The sequence below is a fragment of the Corallococcus sp. CA049B genome, from assembly GCF_003611685.1.
GTDB classification, from domain to species: Bacteria; Myxococcota; Myxococcia; order Myxococcales; family Myxococcaceae; genus Corallococcus; species Corallococcus coralloides.
The window spans coordinates 1-14,524 of record NZ_RAWC01000230.1; the positions used below are offsets into that span (position 1 = coordinate 1).

The 14,524-nt window shown below is 68.9% G+C and carries 11 protein-coding genes; 6 read left to right on the forward strand and 5 right to left on the reverse strand.

Translation table 11 applies throughout. The features are described from left to right. Positions 1–48 precede the first annotated feature (48 nt). From D7W82_RS32935 to D7W82_RS32950, 4 genes are all read left to right on the forward strand, one after another. On the forward strand, positions 49–393 hold the full coding sequence (locus tag D7W82_RS32935; protein ID WP_255417392.1) for a hypothetical protein: 345 nt from the start codon (positions 49–51) through the stop codon (positions 391–393). A gap of 135 nt (positions 394–528) precedes the next feature. After that, complete coding sequence (locus D7W82_RS32940) at positions 529–930, forward strand: hypothetical protein (protein ID WP_120622113.1); 402 nt, start codon at positions 529–531, stop codon at positions 928–930. Between the two features lie 18 nt (positions 931–948). Beyond that, entirely contained in the window at positions 949–5,250 is a 4,302-nt protein-coding gene (locus tag D7W82_RS32945; protein ID WP_120622104.1) for an AAA family ATPase, read from the forward strand. A 49-nt stretch (positions 5,251–5,299) separates the two neighbouring features. Continuing rightward, entirely contained in the window at positions 5,300–6,160 is an 861-nt protein-coding gene (locus D7W82_RS32950) for an acyl-CoA desaturase (protein ID WP_233588083.1), read from the forward strand. Here the strand turns inward: D7W82_RS32950 and D7W82_RS32955 are convergent. After that, entirely contained in the window at positions 6,138–7,553 is a 1,416-nt protein-coding gene (locus tag D7W82_RS32955) for a radical SAM protein (protein ID WP_120622106.1), read from the reverse strand. The two genes, D7W82_RS32950 and D7W82_RS32955, sit on opposite strands and share 23 nt — an antisense overlap. A 219-nt stretch (positions 7,554–7,772) precedes the next feature. Here D7W82_RS32955 and D7W82_RS32960 point away from each other — a divergent pair, with 219 nt between their 5' ends. Further along, a complete protein-coding gene (locus D7W82_RS32960) occupies positions 7,773–9,563 on the forward strand; it encodes a hypothetical protein (protein WP_147439685.1) in 1,791 nt (596 codons plus the stop codon). Positions 9,564–9,611: 48 nt separating this feature from the next. Here D7W82_RS32960 and D7W82_RS32965 read toward each other — a convergent pair whose 3' ends face one another. The 3 genes from D7W82_RS32965 to D7W82_RS32975 all read right to left on the reverse strand — a co-directional run bounded on the left by D7W82_RS32965 (position 9,612) and on the right by D7W82_RS32975 (position 12,104). Then, positions 9,612–10,637: an inorganic phosphate transporter gene (locus D7W82_RS32965; RefSeq protein WP_120622108.1), complete on the reverse strand. Its 1,026-nt coding sequence runs from the start codon at positions 10,635–10,637 to the stop codon at positions 9,612–9,614. A 1-nt stretch (position 10,638) separates the two neighbouring features. After that, positions 10,639–11,265 carry a DUF47 domain-containing protein gene (locus D7W82_RS32970; RefSeq protein ID WP_120622109.1) on the reverse strand — a complete coding sequence of 209 codons (627 nt, stop codon included), beginning with the start codon at positions 11,263–11,265 and terminating at the stop codon, positions 10,639–10,641. Positions 11,266–11,441: 176 nt separating this feature from the next. Continuing rightward, entirely contained in the window at positions 11,442–12,104 is a 663-nt protein-coding gene (locus tag D7W82_RS32975; RefSeq protein ID WP_120622110.1) for a TenA family transcriptional regulator, read from the reverse strand. A gap of 219 nt (positions 12,105–12,323) precedes the next feature. On the opposite strand from D7W82_RS32975, the gene D7W82_RS32980 reads away from it, so the two are divergent. Next, the gene (locus D7W82_RS32980; protein WP_120622111.1) at positions 12,324–13,208 is read left to right on the forward strand and encodes a fatty acid desaturase; all 885 of its coding nucleotides are present in this window, start codon (positions 12,324–12,326) and stop codon (positions 13,206–13,208) included. Positions 13,209–13,277: 69 nt separating this feature from the next. On the opposite strand, the gene D7W82_RS32985 is transcribed toward D7W82_RS32980, so the two are convergent. Beyond that, positions 13,278–14,524: M28 family metallopeptidase (locus D7W82_RS32985; RefSeq protein WP_120622112.1), on the reverse strand; the 1,247-nt coding region annotated here is incomplete at its 5' end.

Here is a 14,524-nt window from a genome sequence, read left to right on the forward strand (position 1 = left end):
TCAACGTGCTGACGCCGCACGCGCTGGTCGCGCTGCCCGGGGGCGGCCATCGGCATCATCCCCGGCACCGTGGGCGCGGACGGCCGTTACCAGCCCCGGCCCGGCTACCCGAACACGGACATCGAAATCCCCATCTACACGCACCTGCCGCTCAGCGGGGAGCAGGGCACGGACCCCATGAGCCGCAACCACATCAACGTGCTGACGCCGCACGCGCTGGTCGCGCTGCCCGGGGGCGCCGGCACCGCGGCGGAGGCCGTCCTGGCCTTGCGCTATGGCAAGCCGCTCATCCTGCACGGGCCACCGGAGGTGTTCCGGCGCTTCCCGGCGGAGGCCGAGCGCACCACCTCCCTGGAGCGGGTGGCCGAGTTCCTCCTGGCCGCCACCCGCTAGGCGGCAGGCGGGCTCAAGCAGGGCCTTGGCGAGGGGGGAAGCCGCCCCACGGGGTGGCAAAAGATTCTAGGATGGACGGCGTGGGGAGGGGTGTGCGCCGCCGGTGCACGTCCGTCACCCATCACGTCCGCCATCATGATCAACCCCGACTATCCGCTGGCCAGCTGGTTCCTCGCGGTCTCCACCTCGGTCTTCCTGCTCGTCTACGCACTGCCGTTGCTGTTCATCCCGCTGCGTTGGGCGCGTTGGTTCGGGTGGGAGCTGCCCACGGGCAACAATGACTTGACGGTCTACTTCGCGCGCTGCCTGGGCGGCCTGGCGCTGTCCGTCATCATCGCGGTGGTGCAGTTCATCCCGGACCCCAAGAGCCACCTGGTCATCTTCGAGCTCATCGGCCTCATTGGTGGACTGATGACGGCGGTGCACATCTGGGGCGCGGTGAAGAAGCAGCAGCCCTGGCCGGAGACGGCGGAAATCCCCCTCTACGGCGCCATGTGCCTGGGCGCCCTGTACCTGCGCTTCGCCAACCTGTCCTGAGCGGAAAGCCCCTGACGGATGCCCTCCACGCAGCCCATTGATCCCGCTGTCGCGATGCTGGCGCCGTACCTGCCGGCGGCCATCCTCGCGCGGCTCGGGAGCCAGGAGGCGGACGCGCTGCCCCGCGCGGAAGGGGTGCGGGGCGCCATCCTGTTGCTGGACATCGCGGGCTTCACGCCCATCGTGGTGGGGCTGAGCGGCGCGGGCCCGCGCGGCATCGACGCGCTCCAGCGCCTGCTGACGAACTACTACACGGAGATGATCGACGTGGTCCGCGACCACGGCGGGGACATCTACCAGTTCGCCGGCGACTCCATCCTCGCGTGCTTCGAGGCCGCGCCCGCGGAAGCCGACACCGACGTCGTGCAGCGAGCGGCGGTGTGCGCGCTGCACGTGCAGCGCAGGCTCGCGCGCTTCGCCCGGCTGGAGCTGATGGGCCAGCGCTTCGGCGTGTCGTCGCGCATCGGCATCGGCTTCGGGGAGGCCACCCGCATCGTGATGGGCGGCACCGGCCTGTGGATGCACCCGGCGCTCGTGGGCGAGCCGCTGGCGCAGGCGGTGGGAGCGGAGAAGCAGGCCACGGTGTCGGAGGTCGTCTTGAGCCCGCGCGCCTGGGCGGCGCTGCCGGAAGCCGCGCGCAAGGGCGAGCCGCGCGAGGGCGGCAACCACCGGCTGGCGCTCGACGCGCCGGTGGAGTCGGTGAAGCGCCCGCTGCCCGCGCCCACGGGCGGGGCGGAGCTGGTGGGCCGGTGCGCGCTGCTGTTGCACCCGGTGCTCTTCACGAAGATCACCACCGCGCACCAGGAGTTCGCGGGCGACTTCCGCGACGTCACCTGCTTCTTCGTGCGCTTCACCCACGCGCGGGCGGACACGGATCCGGACGCGTTCACCCGCGACCTCAACACCTACTACGAATACGTCCAGCGCGAGTCCGCCCACCACGGCGGCGTGCTGCTGATGACGGACTTCACGGACAAGGGCAACGTGCTCTACGTCCTGTTCGGCGCGCCCACCGCCCAGCAGAACAAGGAGGTGCTGGCGTGCCGGCTGGCCTGCAAGCTGCTCAAGGCCCGGGAGCAGTTCCCCTTCCTGGATGAGCTGCAGATCGGCATCGCCACCGGCCACGCCTACTGCGGGGACATGGGCTCGCCCACGCGCAAGGGCTACTCCGCGCTGGGCGAGGTCGTGAACATGGCCGCGCGCCTGATGACGCACGGCGGACGCCAGGACGGCGTGCACCTGTGCGCCAACACCCAGGCACGCTCCCAGCAGGGCGGCTTCGCCACCGAGTTCGTGGAGGACGCGAAGCTCAAGGGCGTCTCGCGCTCGGTGCCGGTGTACCGGCTGTCGGGAGAGACGCGCCGCAGCCTCTTCATCAAGGGCCGGGGCGACATCATCGGCCGCAGTCGTGAGCTCAACGTGCTGCACGAAGCGCTCACCGGGGCCTTCGCCGGCCAGGGGCGCGTGAGCGTGGTGTCCGGCGAGGCGGGCATCGGCAAGTCGCGGCTGGGCGCGCGCGTGCTGGAGGACGCGGAGGAGGGCGGCGCCCGGGCCCTTTACGGCGTCTGCTACTCCTACGAGGCCTTCACCCCCTTCTTCCCCTGGAAGGAGGTGCTGCTCCAGGCGTTCGGACTGCACGACTCGGACGACACCGACGCGCAGCTCGCGCGCCTGCGCCAGGGCCTGGAGGGCCTGGAGGACGTGGGGCCGGAGTGGATCCCCGTGGTCGCGGGCATCCTCGGCATCGCGCTGGAGGAGACGTCCGTCACGGCGGGGATCGACGCGCGCCGCAAGCAGCAGAAGGTGTTCCAGATCGTCTTCCAGCTCCTGGAGAAGCTCAGCCGCGCGCAGCCGCTGCTGCTCTACTTCGAGGACCTGCACTGGGCGGACTACATCTCGTTGGACCTGCTCCAGTACCTGGCGGTGCGCGTGGGCTCGCACCGCATCATGGTGCTGGCGACGATGCGCCCGGGCGACCAGCTGCGCGGGCTGCGCGAGCTGCCGGAGTTCGTCCCGGTGGACCTGTCGAGCCTGGACGACGAGGACACGCGGGCGCTCTTGCGCGTGCACCTGCGGCTGACCCCGCCGGACGTCGCGCTGGAGGACCGGCTGCTCGCGAAGGTGCAGGGCAACCCGTTCTTCATCGAATCCATCGTGGAGGGGCTGGCGGAGCAGGGCTACCTGGGGCCGGTGGAGCCCGGCTCGCAGCGGATGGAGCTGAAGCGCGGCCTGCAGGACCTGCTCTTGCCGGACTCCATCCAGGACGTGGTGCTGTCGCGCATCGACCTGCTCAGCGAGACGGAGAAGCTGGTGGTGAAGGTGGCGTCCGTCATCGGGCGCATCTTCACGCTGGACGCGGTGGCGGCGCTGGTGCCCACCCTGGGCCAGGGCGTGCTGCGCGAGGCCATGGACACGCTCCAGCGCCTGGGCCTCATCCTGCTGGAGACGGAGGAGCCGTACACCTGCCTCTTCAAGCACATCGTCATCCGCGACGTGGCCTACAACACGCTGCTGGTGTCGGCGCGTGAGGACCTGCACCGCCGGCTCGCGCGCTACCTGGAGGCCCGCGCCAGCGACAACCTCGCGGGCTCCGCGGGTCTGCTCGCGTTCCACTTCCTCGCGGGCAACGTGGAGGACAAGGGCCTGGAGTACACGCTGATGGCGGCCCGCAGCGCGCGGGCGCAGTACGCGAACGACGACGCGCTCTACCACTACAACCGCGGCCTGGAGCTGTTGGGCACCGTCGTCCCGGTGGACCCGGAGGTGACGCTGCTCCAGACGCGCCGGGTGATGCAGGAGCTGGCGGAGACGCTGCTCCAGGCGGGCCACTACGCCAACGCCATCCTGATGTTCGAGCAGTGCCTGGTGGACGAGGAGGAGATCCCCCGCCAGGCGGAGCTGCACCTGGGCCTGGGCCGCGCGCACCAGGAGAAGGGCGAGTCCGCGCTCGCCACGCAGCACCTGGAGAAGTCCCTGGTGCTGAGGGGCCGCAGCCTCCCGGGGAGCCTGGCCGCGCTGGGCCTGCGCACGCTGGCCAACCTCCTCTTGCGAGGGCTCGCGTCGCTGCTGCCCTTCATCCTGCGCCCGCTGCCGGCTTCGAGGCTGGGCAACTACCTGCAGCAGCTGTCCACGCTCAACTCGCTCATCCGCATCTACTACTTCGCGGACATCACCAAGCTCACCTGGGCGACGCTGGTGTCCACCAACATGGCGGAGCGCTCGCGCAGCGACTACGCCATGAGCCTGGCGCGCGGCTACTACGGCACGCTCCTGTTCGGCGCGGGGCTGCTCGAGCGCTCGCGCTACCACTGCGAGAAGGCGCTGGAGTACGCGCGCCGCTCCAAGGACCCCGTGGCGGAGGGGCTCGCGCTCAGCCGCCTGGGCATCCAGGCCTTCTTCGCCAACGAGCTGGAGCGCGCGAGGGCCTTCCAGGAGGAGGCCGTCTCCACGCTGCGCCAGGTGGGCGAGCGCTGGGAGCGCCAGACGTCGCTGATGATGCAGGCCACGGGCGAGTTCCTCCACTCGCGCTTCCGCACCGCGGTGGCGCTCTACGAGCAGATGGGGACCATTGGCGTGGAGCTCAACGCGCTGATGCACCAGGGCTGGGCGCACTCGTGGGCGCCCATGTGCCGCTACCTCATGGGCGAAGGTGACGTGGGCGAGCTGTGCGCGGAATTGGAGCAGGGCCTGCGCATCAGCGAGGAGGTGGCGGACCTGGCCAACCAGTGCGCCAGCTTGAACCACCTGGCCAACGTCACGGTGCGCGAGCACCAGGTGGAGGAGGCCGCGCTCGTCGCGGTGCGCTGCTTCAAGAGCATCTGGAGCTACCAGGTGCTGGTGCCCTTCCTCCAGGTGGGGCTGGTGGACGCGGCGGAGGCGGCCCTCTTCGCGCTGGAGGAGGGCGCCACGGTGGTGCCGCGCAAGGAGCTGCTCAAGATTGTCCGCCTGTCCTGCATCAAGGCGCGCGTCATCGCGCGGCTCTATCCGTACCTGAAGGGCCCGGCGTTGCGCGTGACGGCGCGCTCGCTGGCCCTGCGCAAGGGCCCGAAGGCCGCGGAGCCGGTGTTCCTGGAGGCCATCGCCGTCCTGGAGAAGAGCCCCAACCGCTGGGAGACGGGCGTGGCCTACTTCGACGCGGCGGTGGCCCTGCCGCACCGGCGCGAGGACTTCCTCGCGAAGGCGCGCGCCATCTTCACGGAGGTGGAGGCCCGCGCGGAGCTGCGCCGCATGGACCGCTTCCAGGCCACGCTCCAGGCCCCGCCGGCCGAAGCGCTCGTGCCGCCCCAGGCCTCCCGGGTCCATGAAGCCCGCGTGATGTGACGCGCCGGACGCGCATTCCTTGTCCCGTCAGGCGGGGCCCCTAGACTGCGTGCTTCTTCCTCGACTCCGCACCGGGCCCATGAACACCGCGCCGCTCCGCTTCCAGCTCAGTCCCGTCATCGTCATCTACATGCTCGTGGTCCACGGGCTGGCCGCGATGGCGTTCTTCCTGCCCTGGCCGCCGTACGCGCTGCCGGTGGCGCTGGCCGTGTACGTGTCCATTGGCCTGGGCACGACGGTGGGGCTGCACCGGCTCCTGTGCCACCGCGCCTTCGCGTGCCCCCGCTGGGTGGAGTACGCGCTGGTGACGGTGGCCATGCTCACGGCGCAGGGCAGCCCGCTCCTGTGGGCCGCCAACCACCGGCTGCACCACGCGAAGGCGGACGCGGACGGGGACGTGCACTCGCCGCTGCGCGGCTTCTGGTACGCGCACATGGGGTGGATCCTCAACGAGGCCTCCACGGAAGAGGACGGCTGGCGCACCTGGTGCCGCGACATGGCGGATGATCGCTACTACCACTGGCTCTTGCGCTACCGCATCGCGCCGCAGGTGCTGGGGGTGCTCTTCGTGGGGCTGACGTTCGGCTGGCGCACGGTGCCCGCGTACTTCTTCCTGCCCGTGGTGTGCTGGATGCAGAGCACCTACGCGGTGAACTCCGTGTGCCACGCGGCGTTCGGCCACCGCGTCCACGACACGCGCGACCACAGCCGCAACGTGTGGTGGGTGAGCGTGCTCGCGCTGGGCGAGGGCTGGCACAACAACCACCACGCCTTCCCCGCGTCCGCGCGGCACGGCTGGGTGTGGTGGCAGTGGGACCCGGGCTGGCTCTTCATCCGGGCGCTCCAGGCCCTGGGGCTGGCGTGGGAGGTGCGCCTGCCGTCCCGGCTCAGGTCAGGACCTGCGGCGTGAGGCCCAGCGCGGGCATCCGCTCCGCGTCCCACGCTTCAATCGCATCCAGCCCCGCGATGTAGCGGCGCTCCGGGTTCTTCACCGGGTTGCGGATGCTGACGATTTCGGGCCCGGAGAAGAGGATGGTCTGCTTGTAGCGGGGCAGGTCGCTCATCATCAGCTTGGACGCGTAGTGCCGCGCGATGTTGGGCAGGCTGCCCAGCGTGTGGCACAGCCGCTGGAAGTGCTCCACCACCTCCGACGCGTGCATCTGCTTGGGCCGGTGGCACAGCGTGTAGCCGTCGTAGTCGCGGCTGGTGGTGCCGGGCAGGAGCCGGTCCTCGGCCTTGAGCTCGCGGAAGAAGGGCGTCTCCGGATACGGGCAGACGATGCCCAGGAACGTGACGGAGAAGTACTTCAGGTCCGCCAGGTAGTCCGGCAGCCGGTGCAGGTACTCGTTGGTGTCGCCGTCCGAGCCCACGATGAGCCCGAAGGACAAGAGGATGCCGGCGGAGAAGACGCGGCGGATGACGGCGTCCACCTCCGACAGCTTGTTCTGGCCCTTGTTCATCGCCTTCAGCGAGTCCGGGTTGAGCGACTCCAGGCCGGTGTAGACGTAGCGGCAGCCCGCCTTCGCCATCAGCTTCACCAGCGAGTCATCCTTGAGCACGTTGAAGGTGAGCGCGCAGCCCCACGTCTTCTTCAAGGGGATGAGCGCTTCACACAGCGCGCGCAGGTACTTGGGCGAGCCGCCCAGGTTGTTGTCCAGGAAGACGAACGCGTCCCCCATCAGCCCCAGGAAGTTCGGGTTCCAGCGCATGCGCGTCTGGATCTCGTCGATGACCTCCGGGATGGGCCGGAAGCGGTAGCGCTCGTGGCCGGTGAGCACGCAGAAGTTGCACGTGAAGGGGCAGCCGCGCGACGCCTCGATGCCCGGCAGGCGCACCTTGTTGTGCGTGAAGTCGATGAGCTCGTAGCGGTACGGACGGATGGCGGCGGCGCCCTGCGACGGCAGGCTGTAGCGGGGCTTGAGGCAGCCCTGCTCGAAGTCCGCGATGAGCGCGGGCACGTTGGACTCCGGCTCCCCGGTGATGACCGCGTCGAAGTACTTCGCCGCGTCGTCGGGGAAGTGGCTCGCGTGCCGGCCTCCCGCCACCGTCGTCATGCCGCGCTGACGGAAGAGGGTGGAGAGGACCTTGGTGTGCTCGTAGTACGAGTGCAGGTACGAGAAGAAGACGAGGTCCCAGTGCCGGTCCAACGGCAGGTCCGCCTCCTTCTCGTTGAAGATCTCCACCTGCGCGTGCTCCGGGCACAGGCCCGCGATGAGCTCCGGCACGGAGGACTGCATGATGGAGGGTTCCTTGATTCGCAGCCGGGTCGGATGGGTGTACGTGGCGATGATGGCGATGCGCATGCGAGCGGGCCCGGCGGCGGCGCGGATGCAACGGCGCTCGCGTTCGTGTTTTCACCTGCCGGACCGCGTCCCCCTTCGTCGGCGGAGGATCACCCGGAGTCCGGGCGCTGGCAAAGGATCTCCGTCGCGCGCGCCGCACTCTCCGCGCGTTTCCGGTGGCAGCGGACGACCCAGGAGGACCTATCTCGTGTGGGGGGCGGGCTGATAGATCTTTGAAACATGGATACCTCTCCCACGCCAACCGCCCCGGGTTGGCCGTTTAGACGTTATTTCTGGATTTCAGTCGCGGCCGCGGTGCTCCTGAGCCTGACGATGTTGAACACCGGCTGGATGTTCGACGACTACGTCTGGCTGGGCGTCTGGGACAACCTGCCGCAGCCGACGCCGCTGGCGAACACCCACTTCGACGTGTACCGCACGGCTACGGGCATCCCGGAGCACACGTCCCAGATGGCCCACGCCGGCATCTTCCCGTGGTACGTGGAGCCGGGCGTGAAGCTGGCCTTCTTCCGGCCCCTGGGCAGCGCGCTCTTCGGGCTGGATCACCTGCTCTACAACCGCGTCGCCGTCGCCTACCACGTGCACTCGCTGCTCTGGTACGTGGGGCTGGTGGCGCTGGTGGCCCTGCTGTTCCGCCGCATCCTCCCCACGGGCATCGCGGGGCTGGCGCTGGTGCTCTTCGCAGTCAACGGCTCGCACGGCGCCGCCGTGGGCTGGCTGTCCTACCGCGTGCTGCTGGTGTCCATGCTCTTCGCGGTGCTGGGCTTCTGGCTCCACATCGAGTGGCGCGAGCGCCAGCGCAAGGGCGCCCTGGCCGGTTCGCTCATCGCCTTCGCGCTGGGCCTGGCGAGCGCGGAGACGACGCTGATCATGATCCCCTACGTGCTCGCCTACGAGGCCTTCGCGGGCCCTGGCAAGCCGTCCGAGCGGCTCAAGGCGCTCATCCCGTTCAGCGCGCTGATGGCCGCCTTCCTGACGATGTACAAGGTCCTGGGCTACGGCGCGGCCCGGCAGGACACGCACCTGGACCTGGCCGGCGCGCCGGTGCAGTGGTTCCTGGCGATGTTCGAGCGCGTGCCGGCGGCCATCGCGGGCCTGACGCTCAGCGCGCCCAACGACTACATCCTGGATCCGTCCTACGTGGGCACCTTCCAGGTGCTGGGCCTGGTGGGCCTGGTGTTCTTCGCGCTGCTCCTGTGGGGCGTGTGGCCGCTGGTGGAGCCGGCGGAGCGCAAGACGCTGAAGTGGCTGCTGGTGGGCTCGTTCGCGTCCACGTGGCTGGGCAGCTCGCCGCTGGCCGGCGCGCGCACGCTCATCGTGCCCAGCCTGGGCATGGCGGTGGCGCTGGCGGTCATCCTCCGCGCCGCGTGGCAGGGCCGCGCGCTCAAGCCGCGCGCGGGCGCGGTGCTGGCGGGCGCGGCGGTGATGGCCGTCATCCACATCGCGGGCGCGCCCTACGTCTGGTGGCAGACCGCGACCGTCTATTCGGAGGTGGACGCGATGTCCAAGCGCGTGCACGACCGCTACACGGAGGCCTTCGACTTGAAGCAGCTGCCCGGGCAGCGGGTGGTGGTGCTCAACGCCCCCAACGGCACCGTGGGCATCTACGGCTCCGTGCAGTGGTGGTCCACGGGCATGCCGCTGCCGAGGAACTGGTGGGTGCTGTCATACAAGTCGGGCGAGCAGCACGTGACGCGCACCGGCCCCAACTCGCTGGAGCTGTCCCTGCCCAAGGGGCAGCACTACCTCAACCTCCTCGAGGAGCGCATCTACCGCGGCAAGAACTGGCCGGTGAAGCAGGGCCAGGAGTTCGACGTGGGCGGCATGAAGGCGCGCATCGAGGAGGCGGACGCGGAGGGCCCCACGCGCATCTCCTTCACCTTCGACGTGCCGCTGGATGACCCGTCGCTGAAGCTGGTCCATTGGCGCAACCGCAAGGTGGTGCCCTGGGTGCCTCCGGCGTTGGGCGGGGCGCCGTCAGTGGTCAACGCGCTCAACAGCCCGAACTAGCCGGGGGCAGGGGCGGGCCCGCCTGTTCGAGGCGGGGCCCGCCCGGCTTCAGCCCACCATCCGCACCACCGCCAGCGTGAGTCCGTAGACGAGCACGGACACGAGCGCGGCGGCGGGGATGGTGAACACCCACGCCCAGATGATGCGGCCGGCGGTGCCCCACTTCACGGCGCGCCAGCCGCGCGTGGACCCCACGCCGACGATGGCGCCGGTGATGGTGTGCGTGGTGGAGACGGGGATGCCCAGCTCCGCCAGCGCGATGATGGTGACGCCGCCGCCCGTCTCCGCGCTGAAGCCGCCAATGGGCGCCAGCTTCGTGAGGCTGTGGCCCATGGTGCGGATGATGCGCCAGCCGCCGAAGAAGGTGCCCATCGCGATGGCGGCGTGGCAGGAGATGATCATCCACCAGTCGATGTGGAACGGGCGGTCGCGCCAGATGGTGCCGAAGAGCACCACCGCGATGATGCCCATGACCTTCTGCGCGTCGTTGGTGCCGTGGCTGAAGGAGAAGATGGCGGACGACACCAGCTGCAGCCGGCGGAACCAGGTGTCCACGCGCAGCGGCGTCTGACGGTGCACCGCCCAGGTGCTGGCCAGCATCATCAAGATGCCCAGCGTCATGCCGATGAGCGGCGACAGCACGATGAAGGCCGCGATGCGCGCGATGCCGCTGCCCACCAGGCCCTCGAAGCCCAGCACGGGCAGGGTGGCGCCAATCATCCCGCCCGCCAGCGCGTGCGACGACGACGAGGGCAGCCCCCACCACCAGGTGAGCAGGTTCCAGACGATGGCGCCCATCAGCGACGCGAAGATGACCATCAGCACCGCGGTGGGGCCGGCGGCCCGGAGCATCTCGAAGTTGATGATGCCCTTGCCCATGGTGTTGGCCACGTGCACGCCGCCCGCGAAGGCCGCGATGAAGTTGAAGAACGCCGCCCAGGCCACGGCCAGGTTCGGCGACAGCACGCGCGTGGACACCACGGTGGCGATGGAGTTCGCCGCGTCGTGGAATCCATTGATGAAATCGAAGATGAGCGCGACGGCGACAATGGTGACGACCGCTGCGAGCAGCATCTCAGGAGTGCTCCAGCACGACGCCTTCGATGACGTTGGCCACGCCCTGGCACTTGTCCGTGGCCGTCTCGATGAGGTCGTAGATCTCCTTCCACTTGATGATGGTCAGGGTGTCCACGCCGCTCTTGAACAGCCGGCCCATGCCCGCGCGCAGGACCTCATCCGCCTGGGTCTCCAGGCGCTTGATCTCCATGCAGCCCGCGAGGATCTGCTCCGGCTTCTTGATCAGCCGCAGCGCCGCGACGACCTCCTGCACCTTCTGCGTGGAGATCACCAGCAGCCGCGCCAGCTCCGTGGCGTCCGCCCGGGTGGATTCGATCTCGTAGTAGAGCAGCCGCGCCGCCGCCGCGTTGGTCAGGTCCAACACGTCGTCGATGCGCGACAGGAGCGTGTGGATCTGCCCCCGGTCGAACGGGGTGATGAACTGCTGGTGGAGTCGGTTGAAGGCCGTGTGGGTGACCTCGTCGCCCTGGTGCTCCACGTCCTTGAGGGCCTGGACGCGCGTGGGCACGTCCCGGAAGTCGCTCAGGAGCTCGTGTAGGAGCTTCGCTCCCTCGACAGTTCTGGCGCATTGCGCGTCGAAGTCGTCGAAGAACTCGTCCGACTTCGGCATCAGCTTTTCGAGCATGGGGATCTCCCTCGGCGCCTGGAGGGACAGGAGCTATCCGCCGCGGGAGGGGGTGGCGCCTCTAGGGGGTGACACTCCCGTGACGCGGGAGTGACTACCCTACCTGGAGAGATTCGCCAGTGTTCCGTACGAAAACGTACGGATTCCGGGGGGTTGCGCTTGACGCGAGGAGCCGCTCAGACGACGCGGTTGCGCAGCTCCTCGAAGAAGCCCACCCACAGCTGCCACATCTCTTCCGCACCGCGGGTGATGGTGGCCAGTTCCTCGTCCGTGTACGCGAGGCCCATGGTGTGGCCGGCCGTCTCCACGTGGTCCGGCTCCTGCTTCACGTGGATGTCCACCCAGGGCAGGGCCTTGAGGCCCGTGGTGCGGCGCACCAGCTTGCCCAGCTTGGCCACCATGGTGAGGTCCGCCACCTCCGTGCCGTAGAGGAAGCCCAGGCCCGTGAGGTGGCTGTCCGTGGAGCGCTGGTACCCGTCGATGAGCCGGCGCGTCGCGGGCGTCATGTCCGCCTCCGACACGCCCGCCTTGGTGAAGCCCGCGTCCGTCATCGTCTGGATGAAGAAGCGCTCGTGCGCCCTCGCCGGGTCTCCCTCGCCCACCTCCTGGTTGAGGATGTGCGTCACCGCCGTCTTCATCTCCATCTGCGGGCAGACGGCGATGAGCTTGCCCAGGAAGGTGGGGAAGTAGTGCAGGGGGTGCCACCACTGACCCAGGACCAGCTCCGCCTGATCGCGGCTGAAGGCCTTCTCGTCCACCACCTCGAAGAACCGGTGCTTGAGCAGCTGCTCTCGGTGGGGATTCTTCGCCAGTGCCGCCTCGATGGTCTGGTTCCGCATTGATGCCTCCAGGTGGGTCCAAAAGGGCTGGGTGGGCGTTTATCACAAAGCAGGACTGCGATTCTTGGAAATGTAGAAAGACAAGTTCAACGTGACTACGTTGTTTACCGCCAGTGTGGAACGTGCAGGCAGGCGAGGGTGGGCTGTTCGGCATGGGGGCTGACGGCCTACAGTTGGAAAATCGGCATTTTTCCCCTGTCCCCCTTGTACGGAAGACGCATGACCCTGTTCCGGCACCCTGAAGATCGCATCCCGGTCCTGATGTTCCTTGGCGTCTTCGCGCTCGACATGACGGTGTTCCTCACGGCGCGCAGCTGGTGGGTGCCGGTGCTGTGGTTCGGGCTGGGCATCATCCCCAAGGGGTGGATCTGCTCGTGGAACCACCACCACCAGCACCTGTCCTTCTTCAAGCACGCGCTGCCCAACCGCCTGTTGGAGATCGTCTTCGGCTTCCAGACGGGCGTGACGTCGCAGGCGTGGTTCCTCCACCACGTGCTGGGCCACCACAAGAACTACCTGGATCAGTCGCAGGACGAGTCGCGCTGGAAGCGGGATGACGGCTCGACGATGGGCGAGGTGGAGTACTCGCTGAGCACGGCGCTGACCGCGTACTCGCGCGCGTTCCAGGTGGGCAGGAAGCATCACCCCAAGGCGCTGCGCGTGTTCGTGTGGATGGCCGCGCTCCAGCTGGTGCTGCTGGCGGGCCTGTTCTGGGTGAACCCCTACAACGCGCTCTTCGTCTTCCTGCTGCCCATGATGGCGTCGCTCTACGTGACGACCTGGGCCACGTACTTCCACCACGTGGGCCTGGAGACGGCCAACCACTCGGAGGCCTCGTACAACATCCTCCACAAGGGCTACAACCTGATGACGGGCAACCTGGGCTACCACACCGCGCATCACACGCGGCACGGTCTGCACTGGTCCAAGCTGCCGGAGCTGCACGCGCAGCTGGCGCAGGAGATCCCCGCGAACCTGTACCGCCAGCCCGGCATCCCGTTCGTCTGGCGCGGCTCCGAGGAGAAGCTCGTGCTGAGCGACCACGAGGTCGCCGCGCTCTCCGGCAGGCCCGTGGAAGGCAGCGGGGAGACGCTGGCCGCCTAGCGGTCCCGCGGTCCCCGCTGGAAGCCCCGCCGGAAGTGCTCCCTTCCGGCGGAGGGTGCCGTGGGGCCGCTACTTCGGCGGCTGCTGCGGCTCCGTCGTGCGGTTCGCCGCCAGGTTGATGACGTTGAGGAGCAGGTCCTTCACGCGGCGGGGCTTGTTGCCGCCGTTGTCCTCGATGATCTTGTCGATGTCGTCATCCTGCCGGTGGTACTCGGGGATGAGGTCGCCGCCGCCCTCGGGGTTGGACAGGCCCTCGAAGAGGAAGAGCACATCCTCGCCCTTGCGTCCGAAGGACGCGCCGTCCTGCCGGTCGCGGTAGACGTTGATGTCGCGGTTGATGCGGTCGAACGGATCCGCCAGCTGCTGGTTCGCCTGGTCCACCACGTCGCGGAAGTAGTTGGGCTGGCCCTTGGTGTTGGTGTCCACCACGGACAGGCGCTGATCATCCCAGCGGCCCACCATGTCCGTGTTGATGACGCCGGCGATGTTCTTCAGCTCCAGGCCGGGGATGGGGTGGTCCACGAAGTACTGCGAGCCCACCAGGCCCTTCTCCTCCGCGCCCGTCCAGATGAACAGCACGGAGCGGTCCAGCTTGCCGTTCTTCGCGGCCTCCGCCAGCTCCGGCACCGCCGCCATCAGCACCGCGCTGCCGGACGCGTTGTCGTCCGCGCCGTTGTACGCGTTGCCCTTGCGGTCCACGCCCACGTGGTCCAGGTGGGCCATCACCACGATGACCTCGTCCTTGTGAGGGCCGGTGCCGGGCAGCATGGCCAGGGTGTTCACCGCCTGGCCCGTGGCCGTGGCCACCTGCTTGAGCTCCTCCACGCTGCGCTGCTTCCCGGACTGCGCCGGCACCACCGACTGGCCCGCCGCCTTCATCGTCTGCTCGTACTGCTGGTTGAGCTTTTTCAGCGTGTCCTTGGGCATCTTCTCGTCCAGGTAGAAGCCCTCCTGGAACATCGTGTGGCCGAACTGCTTGTGCTCGGCATGCCCGGCGTGGGCCGCGCCGGCCGTCTCGCCCGCCTTGTCCGCGCCCAGCCACGAGTAGACGTTGAACTTCTGCTGGAAGGGGTTCTCCGGGTTGTTGATGTTGGGCCCCACGAGCCCGTACTTCTCCGCGTGGGCCTGCACGTAGACGGAAGCGGCGTCCAGGCCCGCGGAGGGGCTGTCACGGCCCTGCAGCGCGTCCGAGGCCAGGTACTCGAGGTGCGTCATCGGATCCGAGTCGGCCGACACGGGCGGCTCGGTGGGCGCCTCCGGAGGCACGGGCGTCGTCGGAGCCGGCGTCGGGGTGGTGGGCGCGGGCAGCCCCAGGA